Annotated in this window: 22 protein-coding genes and 1 tRNA gene; 17 read left to right on the forward strand and 6 right to left on the reverse strand. The window is 67.8% G+C overall.

Annotated elements, in window-relative coordinates; translation table 11 throughout:
- The coding region (locus GX543_RS11330; protein ID WP_290852010.1) for an HAD hydrolase-like protein at positions 1-249 on the forward strand (249 nt) is incomplete at its 5' end.
- 60 nt (positions 250-309) lie between these two features.
- Here GX543_RS11330 and GX543_RS11335 read toward each other — a convergent pair.
- The gene (locus tag GX543_RS11335; protein ID WP_290852036.1) at positions 310-1,596 is read right to left on the reverse strand and encodes a chloride channel protein; all 1,287 of its coding nucleotides are present in this window, start codon (positions 1,594-1,596) and stop codon (positions 310-312) included.
- A 227-nt stretch (positions 1,597-1,823) separates the two neighbouring features.
- Positions 1,824-1,909 (reverse strand) — tRNA-Leu (locus tag GX543_RS11340).
- Between the two features lie 92 nt (positions 1,910-2,001).
- Here GX543_RS11340 and GX543_RS11345 point away from each other — a divergent pair.
- Both GX543_RS11345 and GX543_RS11350 read left to right on the forward strand, forming a co-directional pair.
- Positions 2,002-3,333, forward strand: a complete 1,332-nt coding sequence (locus GX543_RS11345) for a M20/M25/M40 family metallo-hydrolase (protein ID WP_290852011.1) — start codon at positions 2,002-2,004, stop codon at positions 3,331-3,333.
- A 42-nt stretch (positions 3,334-3,375) separates the two neighbouring features.
- On the forward strand, positions 3,376-3,915 hold the full coding sequence (locus GX543_RS11350; RefSeq protein ID WP_290852012.1) for a YbhB/YbcL family Raf kinase inhibitor-like protein: 540 nt from the start codon (positions 3,376-3,378) through the stop codon (positions 3,913-3,915).
- Positions 3,916-3,959: 44 nt separating this feature from the next.
- On the opposite strand, the gene GX543_RS11355 is transcribed toward GX543_RS11350, so the two are convergent.
- Both GX543_RS11355 and GX543_RS11360 read right to left on the reverse strand, forming a co-directional pair.
- Positions 3,960-5,060 (reverse strand): quinone-dependent dihydroorotate dehydrogenase, encoded by a 1,101-nt coding sequence (locus tag GX543_RS11355; RefSeq protein ID WP_290852013.1) that lies wholly within the window; start codon positions 5,058-5,060, stop codon positions 3,960-3,962.
- Positions 5,061-5,099: 39 nt separating this feature from the next.
- Positions 5,100-6,137, reverse strand: a complete 1,038-nt coding sequence (locus GX543_RS11360; RefSeq protein ID WP_290852014.1) for a hypothetical protein — start codon at positions 6,135-6,137, stop codon at positions 5,100-5,102.
- A gap of 57 nt (positions 6,138-6,194) precedes the next feature.
- On the opposite strand from GX543_RS11360, the gene GX543_RS11365 reads away from it, so the two are divergent.
- From GX543_RS11365 to GX543_RS11390, 6 genes are all read left to right on the forward strand, one after another.
- Positions 6,195-7,034: an undecaprenyl-diphosphate phosphatase gene (locus tag GX543_RS11365; RefSeq protein ID WP_290852015.1), complete on the forward strand. Its 840-nt coding sequence runs from the start codon at positions 6,195-6,197 to the stop codon at positions 7,032-7,034.
- Between the two features lie 54 nt (positions 7,035-7,088).
- Complete coding sequence (locus GX543_RS11370; protein ID WP_290852016.1) at positions 7,089-7,784, forward strand: MSMEG_4193 family putative phosphomutase; 696 nt, start codon at positions 7,089-7,091, stop codon at positions 7,782-7,784.
- A 78-nt stretch (positions 7,785-7,862) separates the two neighbouring features.
- On the forward strand, positions 7,863-8,609 hold the full coding sequence (locus GX543_RS11375) for a DUF3090 domain-containing protein (protein WP_290852017.1): 747 nt from the start codon (positions 7,863-7,865) through the stop codon (positions 8,607-8,609).
- The gene (locus GX543_RS11380; protein ID WP_290852018.1) at positions 8,606-9,439 is read left to right on the forward strand and encodes an SCO1664 family protein; all 834 of its coding nucleotides are present in this window, start codon (positions 8,606-8,608) and stop codon (positions 9,437-9,439) included. Before GX543_RS11375 ends, GX543_RS11380 begins: the two co-directional genes overlap by 4 nt.
- A gap of 67 nt (positions 9,440-9,506) precedes the next feature.
- On the forward strand, positions 9,507-10,757 hold the full coding sequence (gene mshC / locus GX543_RS11385; protein ID WP_290852019.1) for a cysteine--1-D-myo-inosityl 2-amino-2-deoxy-alpha-D-glucopyranoside ligase: 1,251 nt from the start codon (positions 9,507-9,509) through the stop codon (positions 10,755-10,757).
- Positions 10,758-10,766: 9 nt separating this feature from the next.
- Positions 10,767-11,075 carry a hypothetical protein gene (locus GX543_RS11390; RefSeq protein ID WP_290852020.1) on the forward strand — a complete coding sequence of 103 codons (309 nt, stop codon included), beginning with the start codon at positions 10,767-10,769 and terminating at the stop codon, positions 11,073-11,075.
- A gap of 36 nt (positions 11,076-11,111) precedes the next feature.
- On the opposite strand, the gene GX543_RS11395 is transcribed toward GX543_RS11390, so the two are convergent.
- Positions 11,112-12,014 (reverse strand): PAC2 family protein, encoded by a 903-nt coding sequence (locus tag GX543_RS11395; RefSeq protein WP_290852021.1) that lies wholly within the window; start codon positions 12,012-12,014, stop codon positions 11,112-11,114.
- 51 nt (positions 12,015-12,065) lie between these two features.
- Between GX543_RS11395 and metH the strand changes: the two genes are divergently transcribed.
- The 5 genes from metH (at position 12,066) to hisG (ending at position 18,634) form a co-directional block, all read left to right on the forward strand.
- Positions 12,066-15,671, forward strand: coding sequence for a methionine synthase (metH, locus tag GX543_RS11400; protein ID WP_290852022.1), 3,606 nt, complete (start codon positions 12,066-12,068; stop codon positions 15,669-15,671).
- 99 nt (positions 15,672-15,770) lie between these two features.
- Complete coding sequence (locus tag GX543_RS11405) at positions 15,771-16,661, forward strand: DMT family transporter (RefSeq protein WP_290852023.1); 891 nt, start codon at positions 15,771-15,773, stop codon at positions 16,659-16,661.
- Positions 16,662-16,803: 142 nt separating this feature from the next.
- Positions 16,804-17,451, forward strand: a complete 648-nt coding sequence (locus GX543_RS11410; RefSeq protein ID WP_290852037.1) for an HAD family phosphatase — start codon at positions 16,804-16,806, stop codon at positions 17,449-17,451.
- Between the two features lie 26 nt (positions 17,452-17,477).
- A complete protein-coding gene (locus GX543_RS11415) occupies positions 17,478-17,741 on the forward strand; it encodes a phosphoribosyl-ATP diphosphatase (protein WP_290852024.1) in 264 nt (87 codons plus the stop codon).
- Positions 17,742-17,785: 44 nt separating this feature from the next.
- A complete protein-coding gene (gene hisG / locus GX543_RS11420; protein ID WP_290852025.1) occupies positions 17,786-18,634 on the forward strand; it encodes an ATP phosphoribosyltransferase in 849 nt (282 codons plus the stop codon).
- Between the two features lie 72 nt (positions 18,635-18,706).
- Here the strand turns inward: hisG and GX543_RS11425 are convergent, their stop codons facing one another.
- Complete coding sequence (locus GX543_RS11425) at positions 18,707-19,558, reverse strand: thioesterase family protein (RefSeq protein WP_366929068.1); 852 nt, start codon at positions 19,556-19,558, stop codon at positions 18,707-18,709.
- A 149-nt stretch (positions 19,559-19,707) separates the two neighbouring features.
- Between GX543_RS11425 and GX543_RS11430 the strand changes: the two genes are divergently transcribed.
- The 3 genes from GX543_RS11430 to GX543_RS11440 all read left to right on the forward strand — a co-directional run bounded on the left by GX543_RS11430 (position 19,708) and on the right by GX543_RS11440 (position 24,994).
- Positions 19,708-20,538, forward strand: coding sequence for a tRNA (adenine-N1)-methyltransferase (locus tag GX543_RS11430; RefSeq protein ID WP_290852027.1), 831 nt, complete (start codon positions 19,708-19,710; stop codon positions 20,536-20,538).
- 34 nt (positions 20,539-20,572) lie between these two features.
- Positions 20,573-22,249: a proteasome ATPase gene (gene arc, locus GX543_RS11435; protein WP_290852028.1), complete on the forward strand. Its 1,677-nt coding sequence runs from the start codon at positions 20,573-20,575 to the stop codon at positions 22,247-22,249.
- Between the two features lie 72 nt (positions 22,250-22,321).
- Positions 22,322-24,994 carry an FHA domain-containing protein gene (locus GX543_RS11440; protein ID WP_290852029.1) on the forward strand — a complete coding sequence of 891 codons (2,673 nt, stop codon included), beginning with the start codon at positions 22,322-22,324 and terminating at the stop codon, positions 24,992-24,994.
- Positions 24,995-25,038 lie beyond the last annotated feature (44 nt).

Below are 25,038 nucleotides of genomic sequence, written 5' to 3' on the forward strand. Positions count from 1 at the left end.
GTCCCGGCGGGCCGACCCGCCCCGTACCTGATCTTCCGGGCGATGGAACGCTGCGGTGTCACAGCGGTCGGCGACGTCCTCGCAGCGGGCGACACCGCTGTCGACGTGCAGGCCGCGAACAATGCCGGAGCGCTGTCGATCGGCGTGCTGACCGGGCAGACGCCCGGTGCCACGCTGAAGGAGAACTCCGCCGATCATGTGCTGGCCTCGGTCGCCGAGATTCCGCGCATCCCCGGCGTACTGGCGTAGAACAAGCCTGTGGGCTTGATGCGATCCGTATCAAGCCCATAGGCTTGATGGTTCGGGGCGCTACGCGCGCTTTCTCGGGTCGAGCGCGTAGCCCTCCAGCATCCGTTGGCGCAACGAGTCGTATACGGGCTCCGAGCCCGCGAGGGAGGCCGTCGTGACCGCGGCCACCGCGGCGAGAATCATCGGAATCGTCAGCGCCGTGACCGCAGTCATCTCCATCACCAGCACGATTGCGGTGAGCGGCACGCGAACCACCGAGGCGAACAGGGTGCTCATACCGACGATGATCAGCGCGGGTGTCAGGCTGGCGCCGTAGGAGTCGTCGACCAACTCCACCAACCGTCCGCCGACCACCCCGCAGAGGGCGCCCAGGGCCAGCATCGGGGCGAACAAACCGCCCGGGGCACCGGTGCCGTACGACAGCGGGCCGGTCACCAGGCGCAGCGCGAGGAACCCGAGCAGCGTCCACAGCGCCAGCCGCTGGCCGTCGAGCAGATTCTGCGCGACCACGTCGCCGCCGCCGACCGAGTTCGGGATCGTCAGCGACAGGATGCCGATCACCGTGCCGACGGCCGCACCGATCACCATCGGAGAGACCGGGATCCGGCCGAAGAGGTCAATGAACCAGGTCACCAGGCGGCTGTAGACGACGCCGATCCCGCCGACCACGATGCCGAAGACCAGAAACACCCACAGGCGGTCGGGCGCCGGGTTGTCGATGCCGCCGACGCTGAAGTCCGGCTTGTCGCCCAGGATCAGCCTGCTGCAGACCACGGCGGCCGCGACCGCGGCCAACGTCCACACCGCGTATCGCAGTCGGATCTGCTTGGCGACTTCCTCGAAGGTGAACAGCGCCCCGCCGATCGGTGCGTTGAACGCGACGGCCAGGCCTGCGCCGGCCATCGACGTCTGCAGCACCCGGACCTCATCGGAGGTCGCCCGGACCAGGCGCCCCGCAGCGGCACCGATCGCCGCACCCATGTGGACAGTCGGCCCCTCGCGTCCGAGCACCATCCCGCCGAGGCCCATGCTCAGCAGGCCGCCGACGAATCGGGCCGGGATCACGGTCCACGGCGCCGCCCGATCCTGGCGCTGTTGAACCGCCTCCACCTGCTGAATACCGCTGCCACCTGCCGTCGGCACACGCTGCACGATCCAGACCGCTGCCACCGCGCACCCGGCCGACAGGGCGAGGACCGCGACGACACCGAGCACACCGTTGGCGTGCGACCACTCGACCACATCGGCTCGGAGGCCTTCGGTCCAGATCAACATCCAGCGGAACGCGCCGCCGACCAGCCCCGTCAGGGCTCCGGCCGCCAGTGCGACGAGCCCGAGGACCACCAGGACGCGGGTTCCCGGGAAGTCTGAGTCCTCCGCGGCGACGGCGTCGTCGCCGTCCGACGCGCGGGAGTCCTCCTGTTCGTCTGGATTCACGGAGTCGACCCTATCCGTCCGATCGATCGTCGGGGGCGAGGGCTCACCGATGACGAAGCAAACCGTGGAACCGAAAGAGTGGCCGTGAACGACCGGAGCCCTCCATCGATTTCTCGATGAAGGGCTCCGGTTCACTGTGTCCGAGGGGGGACTTGAACCCCCACGTCCGTTAATAGGACACTAGCACCTCAAGCTAGCGCGTCTGCCATTCCGCCACTCGGACTTGTTCACTTGTTTTGCCGCCCCGCATCGCTGGGCGCCGGATAACCATAACCATGCTTGCGCCAGTATCCAAAATCCCCTACGAATTGAGTGGTGAGAGGCTTAAGCGCGACCGATGAAGTAGTCGATCTGGTCAGTCGACTCATCCAGTTCGACACGTCGAACACCGGCGAGCCCGAGACCACCCGGGGCGAGGCCGACTGTGCCAGATGGGTTGCCGCGCAACTCGAGGACGTCGGCTACGAGACCGAGTACATCGAATCGGGCATGCCCGGACGAGGGAACGTCTTCGCCCGCCTGCCCGGACGTGACAGCACGCGCGGGGCCCTCCTGATCCACGTTCACCTCGATGTGGTGCCTGCCGAAGCCGAGGACTGGAGCGTGCACCCCTTCTCCGGGGCGGTGCGTGACGGCTATATCTGGGGACGCGGCGCCGTCGACATGAAGGACATGGCGGGCATGGTGCTGGCCCTCGCTCGCCAGTTCAAGCGCGAGGGGACCGTTCCGCCTCGCGACCTGGTATTCGCGTTCCTGGCCGATGAGGAAGCCGGCGGCAAGTGGGGCTCGCAATGGCTCGTCGACAACCGTCCCGACCTCTTCGAGGGCATCACCGAGGCAATCGGCGAGGTCGGCGGCTTCTCGCTGACCGTCGATCGGCCCGACGGCAGCGTTCGTCGCCTGTATCTCGTCGAGACGGCCGAGAAGGGTCTGTCGTGGATGCGGCTCACCTGCGATGCGCCCGCCGGCCACGGGTCGTTCCTGGCGGCCGAGAACGCGGTCACCGAGATCGCGGGCGCCGTGGCCAGGATCGGGGCGCACAAGTTCCCGCTGGTGATGACCGACGCGGTCAGCGAGTTCTTGGCGGCACTCTCGGAGGAGACCGGCCTCGACTTCAGTCCGGAGACCCCCGACCTGGAGTCGGCGCTCTTCAAGATCGGGAACCTGGCCCGCATCATCGGCGCCACGCTCCGCGACACCGCCAATCCCACGATGCTGTCGGCTGGCTATAAGGCCAACGTGATCCCGCAGCATGCCGAAGCGGTGGTCGACTGCCGAGTGCTCCCCGGGCGGCAGGCGGCGTTCGAGCGGACGATCGACGAGCTCATCGGACCCAAGGTGAAGCGGGAGTGGATCACCCACCTGCCCGCGTACGAGACGACCTTCGACGGTGACCTGGTCGATGCGATGAACGATGCGATCCTGGCGCACGACGAGCACGGCCGAACGGTGCCGTACATGCTGTCGGGCGGCACCGACGCCAAGGCCTTCGCTCGGCTGGGGATTCGCTGCTTCGGTTTCGCGCCGCTGCAGTTGCCGCCGGAGCTCGACTTCGCCGCGCTCTTCCACGGTGTGGACGAACGAGTGCCCGTAGACTCGATCCTGTTCGGTACCAGGGTTTTCGAGCACCTGCTCAACAACTGCTGACGGTGGCCGACAGCGCCTCCAGAAGCATCGAAAGGACAGATTGTGACGACCTACGATCCTTACGGGGCCTTGCCTCCGCTCCCCGAGATCGCGGTGACCTCCACCGACTTCACCGAGGGCCAGACCCTGCCGATGCCCCAGGTGTCGGCGATCTTCGGTGCGGGCGGCGAGGACGTCTCGCCGCAGCTGAGCTGGTCGGGATTTCCGTCGGAGACCAAGAGCTTCGTCGTGACCTGCTTCGACCCCGACGCGCCGACGGGCTCGGGCTTCTGGCACTGGGCGGTGGCCGACATCCCGGCGTCGGTGACCTCGCTCGCGACGGGTGCGGGCAGCCCGGGTTCGTCGGAGATGCCCGCCGGAGCGGTCACGCTCGGCAATGACGCCAGCCTCAAGCAGTTCGTCGGTGCGGGCCCGCCGCCCGGACACGGCCCGCACCGCTACCTGTTCGCGGTACACGCCGTCGACGTCGAATCGCTGGATCTGCCCGCCGCAGCGACGCCGGGCTTCCTCGGCTTCAACCTGTACTCGCGCGCCATTGCTCGCGGAGTGCTCACCGGAGTCTACGAGCAGCCCGCAGAGTAGTCAGCGCAGAGTAGTCAGCGCAGAGTAGTCAGGCGCAGAGTAGATCAGCGAGTCGACGACCCGATCGCGTCGCGGATCGAGGCGAAGCCCTCGGTCCGCAGGCGCGCGGCGAGTCCCAGGTGCAACTCGCGCAGCCACACCGGGCCGCCGTAAATGAACCCGGTGTACACCTGCAGCAGGTCGGCGCCCGCGCAGATGCGCTCCCACGCCTGGTCGACGGTCTCGATGCCGCCCACGCTGATCAACGCCACCTTGCCGCCCACGCGCCCGTACAGGCGACGCAGCACCTCGAGCGAGCGGTCGGCGACCATCGGACCCGACAGGCCGCCGGCGCCGATGGCTTCGACCTCGGCCGACGGGGTCGTGAGACCGTCGCGACGAATGGTGGTGTTGGTGGCGACGATGCCTGCCAGCCCCACCTCGACCGCCAAGTCGGCCACCGCGTCGACGTCCTCGTCCGACAGGTCGGGCGCGATCTTGACCAGCACCGGCTTGTCGACCACGTCGAGCACCGTCGCGAGAATCGGTCGCAGCGAGTCGACCGCCTGCAGATCGCGCAGGCCCGGAGTGTTGGGGGAGCTCACATTGACCACCACGAAATCGGCGAGCGGTCCGAGCGTCTTCGCGCTGTGCCGATAATCGGCGACGGCGTCGTCGACCGGAACCACCTTGGTCTTGCCGATGTTCGCGCCGATCGGCACCCGGACCGGGCCGGGCCGCGGTGCGGCGAGCTTCGGGGCGGCGGCGTCGGCTCCGGGATTGTTGAAGCCCATGCGGTTGATCAGGGCCCGGTCGGCGGGCAGGCGGAACAGGCGAGGCGTCGGATTGCCCGGCTGCGCCTGACCGGTGATGGTGCCGATCTCGGCGAAGCCGAAGCCCATCTGGCCCCAGGAGTTGACGCTGGAGGCTGATTTGTCGAAGCCGGCGGCCAGTCCGATGGGTGCCGGGAACTCGACGCCGAACACCTCGTTCTTGAGCGCGCCGTCGTCGACGGCGAACAGTCGCGCCATCAGCGAGCGGACGCCCGGGGTCTTGCCCGAGACACTGATGACTTTCGCCAGGATCTGGTGAATGCGTTCGGGCGAGATCACGAACATCGCCTTGAGGACGATCGGGTACAGGTACCGGTTCAGGGTGCTCAGCATCGGTCGGTTGCCTTTGTTCAGGAGGATGATCTGGTCCGGTCAGGGCAGCGTGTTGGGGAACACGACCTGAAGCGAAGCGTCGCGTCCCGACGCGATGAGCAGGGTGCCTGCGGCGTCGACGTCCATCGAGGTGACCTGGGGGAGACTGGCGACGCGATGCCGCTCCTTGGCCTCACCGGTCGCGACGTCGTAGGCCGTCACGATGTTCTCCGCGGTACTCGAGACCCAGAGCAGCTTGCGCTGATTGTCGAAGGCCAGTGCATAGGGGCTGGACGGGACCGGGGCGCGCATGCGCATCATGATCGGCTGTCCGTAGAACGCGAAGACCTCGTCGGTCCGTGTGCCGGAGACCAGCACGCGACCGTACTCGTCGACCACCGCCTGGGTGGCGCCGTCGCCTGCGCGCAGTGCGGCCTTCAGTTCGCCGGTGTCGATGTCGACCGGGACCACCGCCGACTGGGCCTGGTCCAGGACCATCACCTGACCGGCGCGCTCACCGGCGGACGCCGGTGCGACGGTGATGTCGTCGACGCGTACGAACCCACCGATGTTGCGCTCGATCTTCCCATCGGCGTCGAGAACGAGGAGGCGGCCGCGGTCGTTGCCGACGAGGACGCGATCGTCCCCGGTGACCGCCACCGACAGCACACCGCCGAGATCGACCTGCTGCTCGGTGACCGCGCCCTGCGCGTCGATGCGGACCAGTCCGTCTCGCCCGGCGCCGACGAACCCGGCGCCCGCCGCGGTGAGCGCGCCGAGATCGGGCACGCGCACGGTGATCGGCGGGGGCGTGTCCATCGCTCCGGGGGCGACGATCAGTTGAATGCTCTTGCCGTCGGAGGCCAGGAGTGCGGTCTTGGCTCCGTCGCCGCGGCCCGCGACGACCGTGCGTGCCGGAACCGCGCCGATGACGGTGCCGGTGGGCGCCGGTCCGCCGGTCGGCGACTGCGCCGCCGTCGCCGGTGTGACAGTCGGCACATTTTCCTTGGGTCCGTCTTCGGATTGGCCGCAGGCCGTGAGGGCGGAGGCCGTGGCCACAGCCACGAGCAGGGCGGTGATTCGGGTTCGAGCGCGCATGACAACCATCTTGCGTGATGGTCGGGTGTGACGCGCTCGATGGGTAGCATCCTCACCGTGAATGAGACCATGACGTGGCTCCAGGCAATCGTCCTCGGCGGAGTCCAAGGACTCACCGAGTTCCTCCCGATCTCGTCGTCGGGCCATATGCGGATCGTCTCGCAGATCTGGTTCGGTGAAGACGCTGGAGCGTCGTTCACCGCGGTCACGCAGCTGGGAACCGAGTTGGCGGTGTTGCTGTATTTCGCCAAGGACATCTGGCGGATCATCCTGGCCTGGTTCGCCGGCCTGCGGAACGCCGACGCCCGCGGCCTGGACTACCGCGTGGGCTGGTACGTGATTCTCGCCACCATTCCGATCGGTGTGCTCGGTTTCGTCTTCAAGGACGAGATTCGCACCATGGGCCGCAACCTGTGGCTGGTCGCGATCATGCTGATCCTCTTCTCGTTCGTGTTCGTCGCCGCCGAGCGGTACGGCACTCGATCCCGCCCGCTGGAGAAGATCACTCGACGGGACGCCATCGTGATGGGACTCGCGCAGTGCCTCGCGCTGATCCCGGGCGTCTCCCGCTCCGGCGCCACCGCCAGCGCCGGTCTGTTCCTGGGTCTGGAACGCGAAGCCGCGTTCCGGTTCTCGTTCCTGATCGCGATTCCCGCAGTGCTCGCGTCCGGACTCTTCAGCCTCAAGGACGTCTTCGAGCCCGCCGGTGAGGGCATGGCGGCCACCGGACCGCAGATCGCCGTGGCGACCTTCGTCGCCTTCGTCCTGGGATATGTCTCGATCGCCTGGCTCCTCAAGTTCGTCTCGCACCACTCGATGGTGTGGTTCGCCGGCTACCGCGTGATCCTGGGCTCGGTGGTCATCGGTCTGCTGGCCGCGGGTGTCATCACCAGCTGACCGCGACCGGCTGCCCGCCGTCGCCTGCCGCATCCGATCGCTAGTCTTGCTGCCATGACCGTCATCCTGATCCGCCACGGACGCTCCACCGCGAACACCTCGGGCCTGCTGGCCGGACGGACGCCCGGCGTCGGACTCGACGACCGCGGGCGCCTCCAGGCCGACGACCTGCCGAATCGCCTGGCAGGCGTGCTGTCGGAGTTGACCGCGGTGGTCCGGTCGCCGCTGCAGCGCTGCGCCGAGACCGTCGATCCGCTGGTCGCGCTGCGGCCAGACGTCCCGCACCTCACCGAGACGGCCCTCGAAGAGGTCGACTACGGGGAGTGGAGCAACCGGAAGATCGGCGAACTCGTCACCGAACCGCTGTGGAAGGTGGTTCAGCAGCAGCCGTCGGCCGCCGTCTTTCCCGGCGGCGAAGGCCTGCTGAACGTCTCCCGGCGCGCGACGGCAGCGATTCGCGAGCTCGATCGCGTGCACGGCGGCGAGTCCGGAGACGGAATCTGGGTGGCATGCTCGCACGGCGACGTGATCAAGGCGGTGCTGGCCGACGCCCTCGGCATGCACCTCGACCAGTTTCAGCGCATCGTCGTCGATCCGGCGTCGTTCAGCGTGATTCATTACGGATCCGCCCGTCCGTACGTCCACACGGTGAACAACGCCGGAGTCCTGGAGATGCCGAGGCCTGCGATGAAGGCCGGGGCGACGGTCGGCGGGTCCACGGGAGAAGTCAACGCACCCGCCGCCGGGTAACGTTGAACCCGGCAGGCAGACGACTCACCGTCCCACCGACAATGCCGCCGTCGGCGTCGCAGGAGAAAGGTTACGGAGATGGCCCGTACGATCCATGAATTCCGAAGCCCGCGTCGCTTTGTGGCGGGCACCGTCGGCCAGCCCGGGGACCGAACCTTCTACCTCCAGGTGTCGCAGGACACGCGCTTGATGAGCGTGGAGATGGAGAAGCAGCAGGTGCTGATTCTCGCCGACCGCCTCACCTATCTCCTCGACGAGGTCCGCCGCCGATTCGGCACCCCGGTGCCGCCGGAGGCCGACGACATCGATGACGTCTCACCGCTCGAGAACCCGATCGACGCCGAGTTCCGTGTCGGATCGATGGGCCTGGGCTGGGACGCGGAGGCAGCCTCTGTCGTGATCGAACTGCTGGCCGTGACCGAGCAGCCGCTCGACGAGTCGGTGATCCTCGACGACACCGACGAGGGACCCGACACCGTGCGCGTGTTCCTCAGCGCCGACGAGGCCCGCGAGTTCAGCGCGCGCTCCATGCGCGTCATCGCCGCCGGTCGTCCGCTGTGCCCGCTGTGCAATCAGCCGCTCGACGCCTCGGGCCACATCTGTGCGCGCAGCAACGGTTACAAGCGCGACGCCGTGTTCAGCAGGTCCCTCGAGTTCGTCGATCCCGACGTCCTCGCCGGCCTGGCGCGACTGGTGCCCGGGTTCGACTCCTCGTTCACCGTCGATGACGAGGTCGTCGATCCCCACGACGGGGACACCTCCGACGACGGGGACGACAGCGATCACGGCACCGCCGATCGCGACGGCGACAACGGGGACCGTTGAGCGGCGACTGCCTGGATCTGCTCGTCAACGGGCGACTCACCGTTCTCGGGCGCATCGCGTCGGCCAGCAACCTGACGGTGGCCTGCGAGGTCACCGACGGCGAACGCACCGAGCAGTGCGTGTACAAGCCGATCCGCGGCGAGGAACCGCTGTGGGACTTTCCGGACGGCACCCTGGCCGGCCGGGAGGTCGCCTCCTATCTGGTCAGCGAAGAACTGGGCTGGGGACTGATCCCGGAGACCGGGCTGCGCGCGACCGGTCCGGACGACATCGACCTCGGTCCGGGCATGGTGCAGCGATGGATCCATCAGCGCGAGGACGGCCGCTCGGATCGTGAGGACCAGGAGTTGGACCCGGTCGACGTGGTCCCCGAGGGGGCCGTGCCCGCAGGCTATCGAGGCGTGCTGCACGCTTACGACCCACGCGGCGACGCCGTGGTGCTCGTGCACGCGGACACCGACCGCTTGCGGCGGCTCGCGGTCCTCGACGTGGTCCTCAACAACGCCGATCGCAAGGGCGGCCACATCCTCGTCGATACCGACGGCCGGCTGTTCGGCATCGACCACGGCATCTGTCTGCACGCCGACGACAAGCTGCGGACCATCCTGTGGGGTTGGGCGGGCGGCGAGGTCCCCGCCGCCGAAGCAGCTGACCTCGCCCGGCTCGTGACCGTCCTCGACGACGAGAACGCCGCGCTCCGAGTCCGGCTGTCGTCGCTGATCACCACCTCGGAGATCGACGCCCTGCGGCGGCGCGCCGCGCGTCTCGCTGACGACGGCGGCATGCCGCTGCCACCCGAGGCGCGGGCTATTCCCTGGCCGCCGTTCTGATCTGGCCATCCTTCTGATCTGGCCCCGGCCACGCCCTCGTCCGCCCGCGACACCTACAGTTGACGGCATGCATTCGTGGCCGTCGCTCTCGATCCCTTCTGTTCCGGGCCCCACCGTCCCGTTGCGCCTCTACGACACGTCCGACGCACAGGTGAAGCCGGTGAGCGCCGGCGAGGTGGCGACGATGTACGTCTGCGGAATCACGCCGTACGACGCGACCCATCTGGGCCACGCGGCCACCTACGTCACCTTCGACGTGATCAACCGGGTACTGCGCGACTCCGGCCACGACGTCCACTACGTGCAGAACATCACCGACGTCGACGATCCGCTGTTCGAGCGCGCCGCCCGTGACGGCGTCGATTGGCGTGACCTGGGGACCCGCGAGATCGACCTGTTCCGGGCGGACATGGAGGCGTTGCGCGTCCTGCCGCCGCGTGACTACATCGGAGCCATCGAGTCCGTCGACGAGGTGATCGCGGCCGTCGGCACGCTGCTGGCCAACGGATCGGCCTACGTGGTGGACGACGAGCAGTTCCCGGACGTGTACTTCAGCGTGGAGGCCACCGCGCAGTTCGGCTACGAGTCGGGCTACGACCACGCGACGATGGCGCGTTTCTTCGCCGAACGCGGCGGCGATCCCGACCGGCCGGGGAAGCGAAATCCGCTCGACGCCCTGCTGTGGCGGGCCGCGCGCGAGGGGGAGCCCTCGTGGGAGTCGCCCATGGGTCCGGGGCGTCCGGGCTGGCACATCGAATGTTCGGCGATCGCCCTCAACCGACTCGGCATGGGTTTCGACATCCAGGGCGGCGGCAGCGACCTGATCTTCCCGCACCACGAGTTCTCCGCCGCGCACGGTGAAGCGCTGACGGGGGAGCGGCGCTTCGCCCGCCACTACGTGCACACCGGCATGATCGGACTCGACGGCGAGAAGATGTCCAAGAGCCTCGGCAACCTCGTCCTGGTGTCGAAACTGCGGGCGGCGGGCGTCGACCCGGGCGCGGTGCGCCTCGGTCTGCTCTCCGGCCACTACCGGTCCGACCGCATGTGGACCGACGACATCCTGGCCGAAGGGGAGCGCCGCCTCGCCAACTGGCGTCGTGCCGTCCGGCACGCCACCGGTCCGACCGCGACCGATACCGTCGCACGACTGCGCCAGCACCTCGCGGACGACCTCGACACGCCGAAGGCCCTGGCGGCCGTCGACGCCTGGATGGCCGACGCCCACCTCGGGATCGGATCGTCGACCGAGGCGCCCGGACTCATGATCGCCGCCGTCGACGCCCTCCTCGGTGTGGACCTGACGCCGGTCGGCTAAGCTTCGCCCGTGACTCGTGTGCAGGAGATCCCGGACGACACCTCGGAGGGTGTCTGGACAGTCGTGACCCGCACGTCGACCTATGTGATCGACTTCGAAGCGATGACCCTCCTGCGCGCACCCGGTGTCGGCCGTACGGACGACGAGCGCTGGGAGGTCAGCGAGCTGCGGCGCGACTCCGAGGACATTCCGCTCCTCGGCGTCAAATCGTGCCGCGTCGGCGATCCCGCTCAGTTCTGGGTGCGCGCCGCCGACGACCCCGATGTCCGCACCTGGCGGGTGACGACGCCGGTCGTGGAGATCGAGAGAATCGGTTAGCCGTCGTTTCCCGGACCGCTCACCGTCTGAACTCGATCAGTCCGGCGAGTCGCCGCGCTTGCGCAGGTAGTTCTCGAACTCGGCGGCGAGTTCTTCACCGTCGATGCGCAACATCACGTCGTTGAGGTCTTCATCGGAGGCGTGCTCGAGTTCGTGCACGTAGGCGGCCATGTCCTCGTCGTCCATCGTCATCTCGCTGATCACTTCCTCCCACTCGTCGGCGCGTTGCGCCAGGTCGCCGAGCGGGATCGGCAGCTCGGTGACGGTACCGAGGTTGGTCAACAGCGCCAGCGTCGCCTTCGGATTGGCCGTGTGCGCGACATAGTGGGGCACGGCCGCCCAGAGGGACACCGAGGGGATGCCGGCCTGGACGAACGCATCCGACAGCACACCGGTGATGCCGGTCGGGCCCTCGTACCGGCTCAGCTCCAGGCCGAGCCGCTTGGCCGCCTCGGCGGTGTCCGCGGTGCCGGACACCGGCACCGGACGCGTGTGCGGTGTGTCGGCGAGGAGCGCCCCGAGCATCACCGTCATCTCGACGTTCGCCGCCTCCGCGAAGTCGACCAGTTGCGAACAGAACGTCCGCCACCGATAGTTCGGCTCGGGACCGAGCACCAGGATCACGTCGCGATCATGCCCCGACAGCACACACGTGGAGACACTGGTGACGGGCCACTCGATGCGGCGGGTGACGCCTTCCTTCTGCCGAATGGTCGGCCGCGTGGCCTGGTAGTCGTAGAACTCGTCGGGGTCGATCTCCCACACGGCGGTGGCGTCCCAGGAGAGGGCCAGATGCTCCACGGCCGAGGTCGCTGCTTCGGCGCCGTCGTTCCATCCGGAGAACGCGGCGAGCAGAATGGGGTGTCGCAATTGGGGCAGCGCCGCTCGGCGGCTCGATTCCTGCCGCTCAGCTGCACTTCTCTCGTCGCCTGAGTTCATTCCAATGAGCCTACGGCGGTCCGATTTGCGTCGCGAACTAACCTGGCAGGTATGGCAATCAACTCCACCGCACAGGACAAGTACGACTCGACTCTCCTGCAGGCGATGTCGCGTCGGGTACTGATTGGCGATGGAGCGATGGGAACGATGCTGCAGGCCGCGGATCTCACGCTCGACGACTTCCTCGGCCTCGAAGGCTGCAACGAAATCCTCAACGACACTCGTCCCGACGTGCTTGCCGACATCCACCGTGCCTACTTCGAGGCAGGCGCCGACGCCGTCGAGACGAACACCTTCGGCTGCAATCTCTCGAACCTCGGCGACTACGACATCGCCGACCGCATCCGGGAACTCGCGTACAAGGGCACCGCGATCGCCCGCGGGGTCGCCGATGAGTTCGGGCCGTCGGCCGACGGCACTGAGCGCTTCGTCCTCGGTTCCATCGGCCCGGGCACCAAACTCCCCAGCCTCGGCCACACCACCTTCGCCGCCGTCCGTGATGCATACGTCGAGTGCGTGCTCGGCATGCTCGAGGGCGGCGCCGACGGCATCCTCATCGAGACCTGCCAGGACCTGCTACAGCTCAAGGCGGCGGTCATCGCGGCCCGTCGCGCCATGGCACAGTTCGGTCGGCACCTGCCGATCATCACGCACGTGACGGTCGAGACCACCGGAACCATGCTCGTCGGCTCGGAGATCGGGGCCGCCCTCGCGGCCATCGAACCGCTGGGCGTCGACGTGATCGGATTGAACTGCGCCACCGGTCCCGCCGAGATGAGCGAACATCTCCGCTACCTGTCCAAGCGCGCGCGGATCCCGGTCTCGGTGATGCCGAACGCCGGCCTCCCCGTGCTCGGCAAGAACGGTGCTGAGTACCCGCTGACGCCCGAGGAGATGGCCACGGCCCTCTCGGGATTCGTGGCCGATTACGGCCTCTCGTTCGTCGGCGGCTGCTGCGGCAGCACGCCGGAACACATCCGGCAGGTGGCCGAAGCGGTCGCGCAGGTGACCCCGGCCGTGCGCGATCCGCAGCACGAGTCGGAGACCTCGTCGCTGTACACCGCGGTCCCGTTCGATCAGGACGCCAGCTTCCTGGTGATCGCCGAGCGCACCAACTCCAACGGATCCAAGGCCTTCCGCGAGGCGATGATCGCCGGCGACTACGAGAAGTGCATCGACATCGGCAAGGCGCAGACTCGCGACGGCGCACACATGCTCGATCTGAACGTCGACTACGTCGGTCGCGACGGCGCAGTCGACATGACCGAGGTGGCCTCGCGTCTGGCGACGGCCTCCACGCTGCCGATCATGATCGACTCCACTGAACCGGAAGTGATCCGAGCCGGTCTGGAGCACCTCGGCGGCCGGTCCGCCGTCAACTCGGTGAACTACGAGGACGGCGACGGCCCGGACTCGCGGTTCGCCCGCATCATGGCGCACGTCGTCGAGCACGGCGCGGCGGTGGTCGCGCTGACCATCGACGAGCAGGGTCAGGCGCGCACCGCCGATCACAAGGTCGCGATCGCCGAACGGCTGATCGCCGACCTCACCGCCAACTGGGGTCTCGAGGAGGAGGACATCATCATCGATGCCCTGACCTTCCCGATCTCGACCGGACAGGAGGAGGTGCGCCGCGACGGCATCGAGACCATCGACGCCATCCGCCGCCTCAAGGCCGCGCACCCCGACATCCACTTCACGCTCGGCATCTCGAACATCTCGTTCGGCCTCAACCCGGCGGCTCGCCAGGTGTTGAACTCGGTGTTCCTGCACGAGTGCGTGCAGGCCGGCCTCGACACGGCGATCGTGCACGCGTCCAAGATCCTGCCGATGGCACGCATCCCGGACGAGCAGCGCGACACCGCGCTCGACCTGGTCTACAACCGCCGCGGCACCGAAGGCGGCAGCGGCGACGACGCCGACTACGACCCGCTGCAGAAGCTGATGGAGCTCTTCGAAGGCGTGTCGGCCGCCTCTGCCCGGGAGTCGCGGGCCGCGGAACTCGCCGCGCTGCCGCTGTTCGAGCGGCTCGAGCGCCGAATCGTCGACGGCGACAAGAACGGACTGGTGGAGGACCTCGACGAGGCCCGCGAAACCGTCCCGCCGCTGTCGATCATCAACGACACCCTGCTGTCGGGCATGAAGACGGTCGGTGAGCTCTTCGGCTCGGGCCAGATGCAGCTGCCCTTCGTGCTGCAGTCGGCCGAGGTGATGAAGGCCTCCGTCGCGCACCTCGAACAGTTCATGGAGGCCACCGACGACGACGGCAAGGGCAAGATCGTCCTCGCCACGGTCAAGGGCGACGTCCACGACATCGGCAAGAACCTGGTCGACATCATCCTCAGCAACAACGGCTACGACGTGGTGAACATCGGCATCAAGCAGCCGATCGCGACGATCCTGTCCGCAGCGGAGGAGAACGGCGCCGACGTCATCGGCATGTCGGGCCTGCTCGTCAAGTCGACGGTCGTGATGAAGGAGAACCTGGAGGAGATGAACTCCCAGGGCAAGAGCTCCTACCCGGTGCTGCTGGGCGGCGCGGCCCTGACCCGCACGTACGTCGAGGGCGACCTCGCCGACTCGTACGAGGGCGAGGTGCGCTACGCCCGCGACGCCTTCGAAGGTCTCACCCTGATGGACGAGATCATGGCGATCAAGCGCGGGGAGGGCCCGGACCCCGACAGCGACGAGGCCAAGGCTGCCGCAGCCGCGGTCGCCGAGCGCAAGGCCCGCCGTGAGCGGTCCAAGCGCATCGCGGAGAAGCGCAAGGCCGCCGAGGTTCCCGTCGACGTGCCCGCACGGTCCGACGTCGCGGCCGACAACGAGGTGCCGACCCCGCCGTTCTGGGGTACTCGCATCGTCAAGGGCATCCCGGTGGCGGACTACCTGGGCATGCTCGACGAGCGTGCGCTGTTCCTGGGCCAATGGGGCCTGCGGGGCACCCGCGGCGACAGCGGACCCGACTACGACGAGCTCGTCGAGACCGAGGGGCGTCCGCGCCTGCGCGAGTGGATCGATCGTCTGTCGACCGAGGGCATTCTGCAGCACGCCGCAGTGGTCTACGGGTACTTCCCGGCCGTCAGCGAGGGCGACACCGTCCACGTGCTCGAGTCGCAGGACCCGACATCGGCCATCCGACACAGTTTCACCTTCCCGCGCCAGCAGCGGAGCCGGTTCCTCTGCATCGCCGACTTCATCCGCTCGCGCGAGCAGGCGGTCGCCGACGGGATCGTCGACGTTCTGCCGTTCCAGCTGGTGACCATGGGCACGCCGATCGCCGACTTCGCCAACGAGCTGTTCGCCGAGAACTCGTACCGCGACTACCTAGAGGTGCACGGCATCAGCGTCCAGCTGACCGAGGCGCTCGCCGAGTACTGGCATCAGCGGGTGCGGTCGGAGCTCGCGTTCGCGGGCGGTGCGATGGCCGACGAGGATCCGGATCTGCCCCAGGGCTTCTTCGATCTGGAGTACCGCGGTGCGCGCTACAGCTTCGGCTACGGCGCGTGCCCGGACCTCGCCGATCGTGCCAAGATGGTCGATCTGCTGGAGCCCGGACGCATCGGCGTGGAACTGTCGGAGGAACTGCAGTTGCATCCCGAACAGTCGACGGACGCGTTCGTGCTGCACCACCCCGAGGCCAAGTACTTCAACACGTAGGTACTGCACCTCCTCGCGTCGCACCCGTTTCGCCGTTGATTAGAGTTATCGGCGAAATGGGTGCGGCCGAGTGAGGTCGGACGTCGTCGAAGGGGAGTCGTGCAGACAACGATCGCGATCGCGCTGTCCGTCGTGGCGGCCCTGTTGTTCGCCGTCGCCGCAGTCCTGCAGGAGCGCGGAACGCAGGGGCTCCCCGACTCCGGTGTCGGGTTCTTCAAGGGGCTGGTGCAGCGGAAGGTGTGGCTGCTCGGCATCGCCGCCGACATCGCCGGCTTCGCCGTACAGGCCGGTGCGCTGGCTGTCGGCAGCCTGCTGCTGGTTCAGCCGCTGCTGGTGACGACGCTGCTGTTCGCGCTGCCGTTGGCGGCCTGGACGCAGAAGAGACGACTCACCCTCCGCGAGTGGTTCTGGGCGGCGGTCCTGACCGCGTCGTTGATCGTGTTCATCGTGGTCGGCGAACCGGCCGCGGGGATCAGTTCACCGTCCGGCGGAGCGTGGATCATTCCTATCGCGATCATGATCCCGGCGGTCGCGGTCTGCGTGGTCGGCAGTTCGCGGATGCGCCGGGGCACGGCGCGCTCGCTGGTGCTCGCGGTGGCAGCGGGCCTGCTGCTCGGTTACTCCGCGCCGTTCACCAAGACCGCCATGGACGCCTTCGGGCAGAGCTTTCTCGACGGACTCGCCAGCTGGGAGTTCTGGATGATGGCGGTGACCGCGACGCTCGGCACCCTGTGGCAGCAGTCGAGCTACCAGGCCGGCGACGTCCAGACCAGTCTTCCCGCGGTCACCGTCCTCAAGCCGATCGTCGCGATGGTCCTCGGCCTCACCATCTATCAGGAGACGCTGAACGTCGGACACGTCGGCGACGGAGTGGTGCTCGCTTCGGTCGTCGTGATGTGCCTGGCGACCGTGGCGCTGGGCAGGCTCAGCGTCCCGGACGACGATGGAACGACGGCGGATTCCGCTCCCGGGGCAGCAGTGCCCGACTGACGCCGGGGTGCCGTCGGCGCGGGCTGGCTAGGCTGGGCGTGCGGTCGGTGAACACCGACTGTTCCGCGACTGCGAAAGGCCTGCCGTGAGCGACGCTCAGCGTTCTACCGACCGTGTCCTCCCACGAGCGGTGTTCTGGGACATGGACGGCACCCTCCTCGACACCGAGCCCCTGTGGGGCATCGCGATGGAGCGGTTCGCCGAACGACTCGGCCTCGACCTGACGCCGCAGCTGCGCGCGGCGACCATGGGCAACAGCTCCGTCGACGCGCTGACCAAGATGTACGACGCCGCACTGGTTCCGGACTCCGGCCGCGACTTCGACGGCGACGAGGCCTGGATCGTCGAACAGGTGCTGGAGATCTTCGCCGACGACCTCCGCTGGCGACCCGGCGCCCTCGACGCCCTTGCGCTCGTCGCAGCCGCCGAGATCCCGATGGTTCTGGTCACCAACACCATTCGCGAGGTCGCCGACGTGATGCTCGAGACCCTCGGCCGCGAACGATTCGTCGCCACGGTGTGCGGCGACGAGGTGGAGGCGGGCAAGCCCGAGCCGCACATCTATCGGCGCGCCGCCGAGCTCGTCGGTTTTCCGATCGGGGAGTGCCTGGCCTTCGAGGATTCGCCCGTCGGCGCCGCGTCCACCCACGCCGCGGGGGTGCCCGCCGTGGTGATCCCGTCAGCCATCCCGGTCCCGCCGAAACCGTCGCACACCTTCCGGACCACCCTCGAAGGGTTGACCCTCGACGACCTCGCGGCGGCGACAAACCCGGCCCGAACGGGTGGATGAGTCCGCGACGTGCAAAAATACCTACCGTGAAAACCTTCGACGAACTCTTCTCTGAGCTGGCCGACAAGGCGGAGACCCGCCCGGAAGGCAGCGGTACCGTCGCCGCATTGGACAAGGGCGTCCATACCCTCGGGAAGAAGATCATCGAGGAAGCCGGTGAAGTCTGGCTGGCGGCCGAGCACGAGTCCGACGAGTCGCTCTCCGAGGAGATCTCCCAGCTCGTCTACTGGCTGCAGGTCATGATGATCAAGCGCGGGCTGACCCCGGCCGACATCTACCGCTACCTCTGATTCTCAACGTCGACTCATCTCGAAGACTTATTAGGAGCAACCCCATGTTGCGTGTCGCCGTCCCGAACAAGGGCGCACTGTCCGACGCCGCTGCCGCGATCCTGTCCGAGGCGGGCTATCGCAAGCGGTCCGACCCCAAGGACCTCACCGTCATCGACGTCGCCAACGAGGTCGAATTCTACTTCCTCCGTCCGCGCGACGTCGCCATCTATGTCAGCGCGGGCACTCTCGATCTGGGCATCACCGGCCGCGACCTGGCTGCCGACTCGCTGTCGGAGGTCATCGAGGAGGTGGCACTCGGCTTCGGCTCCTCGACGTTCCGCTACGCCGCCCCCGCGGACCAGGAATGGACCGTCGACGACCTCGCGGGCAAGCGCATCGCGACGTCGTACCCGAATCTGGTTCGTCGCGACCTCGGCGAGCGCGGCATCGAGGCGGAGATCATCCGCCTCGACGGCGCGGTGGAGATCTCGATCCAACTCGGCGTCGCCGATGCCATCGCCGACGTCGTCGGATCGGGGCGAACGCTCCGCCTGCACGATCTCGCAGCCTTCGGCGACAGCCTGTGCGACTCCGAGGCGGTCCTGGTTCGCAACCCCGCGCGACCGGAGCCCAGCAAGGCTGCGCACCAGTTCATCAAGCGCGTCCAGGGCGTCGTCTTCGGCCAGCAGTACGTGATGATCGACTACGACTGCCCCAAGGCGCTGCTCGATCAGGCCGTCGAGATGACCCCGGGCCTCGAGTCGCCGACCATCTCGCCGATGGCCGACCCGGAATGGATCGCGGTGCGCGCCATGGTGCCGCGCAAGACGCACCAGTCGCTGATGGACGAGCTGTCGGAGATCGGCGTCCGCGCGATCCTGGCCTCGGACATCCGCTCCTGCCGCTTCTGAGCGGCCCCGTTCGCTCACGTCGACGACGCTCGCTCACCTCCGGAGGTGAGCGAGCGTCGTTTTCGTGAGCGATCAGCCTTGTGGTGCGATCATGTCCGACTGCGCTGAGCGACCGAGGAATCCGGTCACGTCGTAGAGGTCGGCGAAGCTCGCACCGTAGCCGCCGCTGCCGATCGCGAGGTCGGAATCGATGCCGAGCCACGGGGAGGTCGGCTGCGACACCAAATGGACGGTGGTGTCCATGTTCATCCACGACCACTGCTGCGGATCCACGCGCGTCCCGACCCCATTGGCGATGTCGATCACGGTGAAGACCGCCTCGAGATTCGACATCTGCTCACCGGCCACCAGGTCGAGGGCGGGGCGGATCCACAACGCGGGGGTGCTGCCGTTGCGGCCCGGCTGTCGTGCCGTGATGGTCTTCCCGATGAAGCCGACCATGCCCCAGGGCACGGCGTCCTCGTCCTCGGTGGGGAAGCCGAGGATCTGCTTCAACTGGTCGGGCGAGGCCGGAAGCGGCTCGACGGGACTGTGCGCGATCGGCGTGCTGTCGGCGCCCAGCATCCGCCAGGCGACGGCCCGCGACGCGAGCCGGAAGCTGCCGTCCGGCAGCTGAGCCTCGAGGTCGGCCTGAATCATCGAGATCCGCCTACCCGGCCGCGGGATGGTGGCGCGAACGCGATTGACGCCGAGGCCGATCGGGCCGATGATCTCGTTCGTCACCCGGGTGAAGACCTGACCGTCATCCGGCGCCGCCCGCATCATGGCACGCATCAGCAGCCCCGACGGCGGCCCACCGTGCTGCATGTCCGACGACCACACGCTCGCGGTGGCCTCGGTCGGCTGAAAGTACTCGTACTCGGCGTCGCCGTCCGCCGGAACGGGCCGGGGCTCGTAGTAGCAGCCCGAAGGCACCTCACTCATATCCATACCGGCACCTTATGACAAGGTTGTACGAGCGAAATCCGGGCGTCCGGCCGACGGGTGCGTCATCCCACGACGATGGACCCAGGACCCAGGCGTCCGGCGCACACACCGAAGATCGCTCGACCTAGATTGAGGACGTCAACGCAATGGCGACTACCGGACCGTTCGTCGAAGGCGACCGCGTACAGCTCACCGACGGCAAGGGACGCAAGTTCACCGTCGTCCTGGAAGCGGGCAAGCAGTTCCACACCCATCGCGGCGGCATCATGCACGACGACCTCATCGGCAGCCCCGAGGGCAGCATCGTCGAGGCGACGTCACGGACCCCGTACCTGGCCCTGCGGCCGCTGCTGACCGACTACGTGGTCTCGATGCCGCGCGGCGCCCAGGTGATCTACCCGAAGGACTCCGCGCAGATCGTCTCCGAGGGCGACATCTTCCCGGGAGCTCGGGTCCTGGAGGCCGGCGCCGGTTCGGGCGCCCTGACGCTCTCGCTCCTGCGCGCCGTCGGTTCCGAGGGCTCGGTGACCTCGTACGAGGTGCGCGACGACCATGCCGAGCACGCGGTCCGCAACGTCGAGACCTTCCTCGGCGCTCGCCCGGACAACTGGACGCTGCGCATCGGCGATCTCGCCGACCACGACCCCGCCGAGCAGTTCGACCGCATCATCCTCGACATGCTGGCGCCGTGGGACTGCCTCGACGTGGTCTCCAAGACGCTGCGTCCCGGTGGCGTGCTGACGGTGTACGTCGCAACCGTCACCCAGCTGTCGAAGGTGGTCGAAGGACTGCGCGAACAGCAGTGCTGGACGGAGCCGCGCGCATGGGAGTCACTGGTGCGCGACTGGAGCGCCGTGGGCCTGGCGGTTCGCCCCGAGCACCGCATGCAGGGACACACGGCGTTTCTGATCACGGCTCGGCGACTCGCCGACGGCACTGAAACGCTTCGCGTGCAACGCCGTCCCACACGCGGGTAGCGTTGAAGGTATTCCGCCGGTAAAAGGAGGCACGATGACCGAGTCCGACCGTTCGCCGAGTAGCAATGTCGAGTTCTCGACCCTGCAGCAGCGCGTCGAGAGTCTCACCGTGCGCAACGGCAAGCTCACCGAGATGCTCAAGGATGCGCGGGGACAGCTGATCGCGTTGCGCGAGGAGGTCGACAACCTCGGTCAACCACCGAGCGGATACGGCGTTCTGCTCAAGGTGTGCGAAGGCGACACCGTCGACGCCTTCACCTCCGGACGCAAGATGCGGTTGGCGCTATCGCCGAACATCGACGCACAGACCCTGCGACAGGGTCAGTCGCTCCGTCTCAACGAGGCGCTGACCGTCGTCGAAGCCCTCGAGTACGACCCCGTCGGAGAGATCGGAACACTGCGCGAGGTGCTGGCCGACGGTCGTCGCGCCCTGGTGGTGGGCCACAGCGATGAGGAGCGGATCGTGCAGCTCGCCGACTCGCTCGTGGTCGAGGCCGAAGGCGGCGAGGGCACCCGCAAGCTGCGGCCGGGTGATTCGCTGATGATCGACGCCAAGGCCGGCTACGCGCTCGAGCGCATCCCGAAGGCCGAAGTAGAGGACCTGGTCCTCGAAGAGGTCCCGGACGTCGACTACGAGGACATCGGTGGCCTGCGTCGCCAGATCGAACAGATCCGCGACGCCGTCGAACTGCCGTTCCTGCACAAGGAGCTGTTCCGCGAGTACTCGCTCCGCCCGCCGAAGGGCGTGCTGCTCTACGGGCCTCCCGGCAACGGCAAGACGCTGATCGCCAAGGCGGTCGCGAATTCGCTGGCCCGGAAGATCGCCGAAGCCAACGGCGACGACGCGCACGAGGCGAAGTCGTACTTCCTCAACATCAAGGGCCCCGAACTGCTGAACAAGTTCGTCGGCGAGACCGAACGGCACATCCGGCTGATCTTCCAGCGCGCCCGCGAGAAGGCGTCGGAAGGCACCCCGGTGATCGTGTTCTTCGACGAGATGGACTCGATCTTCCGAACCCGCGGATCGGGTGTCTCCTCCGATGTCGAGACGACCGTCGTCCCGCAGCTGCTGAGCGAGATCGACGGTGTGGAGGGGCTCGAGAACGTCATCGTCATCGGCGCCTCCAACCGCGAGGACATGATCGACCCGGCGATTCTGCGGCCGGGTCGCCTCGACGTCAAGATCAAGATCGAGCGTCCCGACGCCGAGTCGGCCGTCGACATCTACTCCAAGTACTTGACGCCGGATCTGCCGCTGCACCCGGACGATCTCGCGGAGTTCGACGGCGACCGTCAGGCGTGCGTCGACGGCATGATCCAGCGCGTCGTGGAGCGGATGTACGCCGAGACCGACGACAACCGATTCCTTGAGGTCACCTACGCCAACGGCGACAAGGAGATCATGTACTTCAAGGACTTCAACTCCGGTGCGATGATTCAGAACATCGTCGACCGGGCCAAGAAGTACGCGATCAAGGCGTTCCTCGACACCGGTCAGTCCGGACTGCGGATCTCGCATCTCCTCGACTCGATTCTGGACGAGTTCTCCGAGAACGAAGATCTGCCGAACACCACCAATCCGGACGACTGGGCACGGATCTCAGGCAAGAAGGGCGAGCGGATCGTGTACATCCGCACGCTGGTCACCGGCAAGACCGCCGGGGCCAGCCGCGCCATCGACACCGAGTCGAACACCGGCCAGTACCTGTGATTTCGTCGAACTCGGCACGCCGGTCATTCCATTAGCCGATAACTCGCACCTGCCTCGATAGAGTCATCTGCGATGAACACGACACCGATCACACCGTTGCGGGTCCAGGTCGCACAGGCGCGGCCGCAGGTGGTGCGAAACTCGCCTGCGACACTCGGTCGAACGCCGGACAACGACGTGGTGGTGAACCACCCCCTGGTCTCACGCCTGCACATCGCTTTCGAGTGGGCCGACGGATGGAGCGTCGTCGACCGGGGCAGCACCAACGGCTTCTTCGTCGACGGCATCCGCCAGCAGTCGATCCGTATCGATCGGCCCGTGACGATCCGCGTCGGCGACGGGGCGACCGGCCCGCTGGTCGAGTTGATCCCGCAGGCGCCCGCCCAGCCGACGATGATTCCGCCGGCGCAGAGTCCGCCCGCATCGAATCCGTTGCCCGCGCAGCAGCCGCCGTCCGGGCGCCGACCGCAGGTGAATCTGCCTTCTCAGCAGCAACCTGCTCCGCAGCGCCAGCAGCAGCAACCCGCACCGCAGCGCCAGCAGCCACGTCCGCCCCAATCCCAACAAGCCCAGCCCCAACCGGGGCCGCGTCCCGGGCCGGCACCGGCGACCGCGCCCCAGGCGGCGCAGCAGCCTCCGGGCGGGTACCGGCAGGCGCCGCCGCGCTTCGGTGCGCTGCCCGACGCCCCGCACCTCGCGGCGCTGCACCAGAACGCCTCCGCCGTCTACGAGGTGCCCGGCGAACTGCGCCACCGGCAGACCATCTCGCTGAAGGGTGTGCAGACCATCGGTCGCACGCCCGACAACGACATCGTCGTCAGCGATGTGCTGGCCTCCCGACATCACGCACGGCTCACCAGCACCCCGCAGGGCATGCTCCTCGAGGACCTCGGGAGCGTCAACGGCACGTTCGTCAACGGCCAGCGGGTGATGGCGCACCGCCTCACCGACAGCGATGTCGTCACGATCGGCAACTCCGACTTCGTCCTCGGCGACGGGAAGCTGGTCCGCGGGCGTCCGCGCGCTCAGGTCGCGGGCGGCCTGGAGGTGAACGGCGTCGGGCTGACGATCGACGGGAAGAACCTGCTCAACGACGTCTCCTTCACCGCCGGACTCGGTTCCCTCACGGCGATCATCGGGCCGTCCGGTGCGGGCAAGTCGACGGTGTCGAAGGTGGTCGCCGGCCTCAACAATCCGACCGTCGGCGTGGTGACGTTCGAGGGGCGCGGAGTGCACAGCGAGTACGAAGCGCTGCGTTCCCGCATCGGGATGGTGCCCCAGGACGACGTCCTGCACCACCGACTGACCCTGCGCCAGGCCTTGCGCTACGCCGCCGAACTCCGACTCCCCGCCGATCTGTCGACCAGGGATCGCGACGAGGTCATCGACGGAGTCCTCTCCGAGCTGCAACTCACCGAGCACGTCAACACGCGGGTCGACAAGCTCTCCGGCGGACAGCGTAAACGCGCGTCAGTGGCCATGGAACTGTTGACCGGACCGTCGCTGCTGATTCTCGACGAGCCGACGTCCGGACTCGACCCGGCCCTCGACCTGCAGGTCATGAAGACCCTTCGGCGCCTCGCCGATGCGGGTCGCGTGGTCCTGGTGGTCACGCACTCGGTAGCCCATCTCGATCTCTGCGATCAGATCCTGCTCCTGGCGCCCGGCGGCAAGACCTCGTTCTGCGGCCCGCCGGACCAGGTCCACGCCGAGATGGGCACCACCGTCTGGGCGGAGATCTTCAGTTACGTCGCCGAGCAGCCGGACCAGGCGTGGAACCAGTACCGCCAACGGCACCCGCACAATGCGCCGCCACCCCGCGTCGCGCCGAACGGCCCGCAGCCGACGGTCCCGAAGATGGGCCTGTTCCGTCAGACGAGCACGGTGGCGCGACGACAGGTCCGCTTGGTCTGGGCCGACACCGGCTACCTGGTGGTCCTGGCGCTGATGCCGGTGGTGCTCGGTCTCCTAACCCTGGTGATCCCCGGGGACAAGGGATTCTCCCGCGCGGAGATGCTGCCGACCAACAACTACGTTCCGCCCAAGGATCCGGGGGAGGCGCTGCAGATCCTCACGGTGCTGGTGATCGGCGCCGCGTTCATGGGCACCGCGCTGGCCGTCCGCGACCTGGTCGGCGAACGCGGCATCTTCGAGCGTGAACGCGCAGTGGGTCTGCGGCCGGGCGCGTACCTCAGCGCCAAGGTGATCGTGTTCTCACTGATCAGCCTGCTGCAGGTCGGCATCATGATCGCGATAACGTACACCCTCCGGGCCATGCCGAAGGCCGACGAGATCGTCAAGACCGGCGAGGAGGCGCCCCTCATCCCGCCTGCCGTGACGCTGTTCATCGCGGTCGCGACGCTGGCGATCGTGAGCGTGCTGGTCGGTCTGGCGATCTCGGCCGCGGTGCGCTCGTCCGAACAGACGATGCCGCCCCTGGTGATCGTGGTGATGGTGCAGCTGGTGCTGTCCGGCGGGCTATTCGCCATCGGCTCGGCCTTCGTCAAGCCGATCACCTGGCTGTTCCCGACGTACTGGGGTTACACCAACGCCGCGCAGGCGGTGAACATCCCGTGGATCGCCGATCAGGTGCCGCAGGTGAAGGTGGAGGAGGGCAGTTCCATGATGTATCCGCTCTGGGAGCCGTCGCTGGGGCACGCGCTCATCAGCTATGCGGCGCTGGCCGCGATCGCCCTGCTGCTGACCCTGTTCATCTACTCCCGACTGCGCCTGCGCAAGCGCTGAGCATCGGCCCCGGGGTCCCCGCTGCACGATGGGCGCGGGGTCTC

The sequence above is a fragment of the Gordonia sp. (in: high G+C Gram-positive bacteria) genome (assembly GCF_012515855.1).
In the GTDB taxonomy this organism is placed as follows: domain Bacteria; phylum Actinomycetota; class Actinomycetes; order Mycobacteriales; family Mycobacteriaceae; genus Gordonia.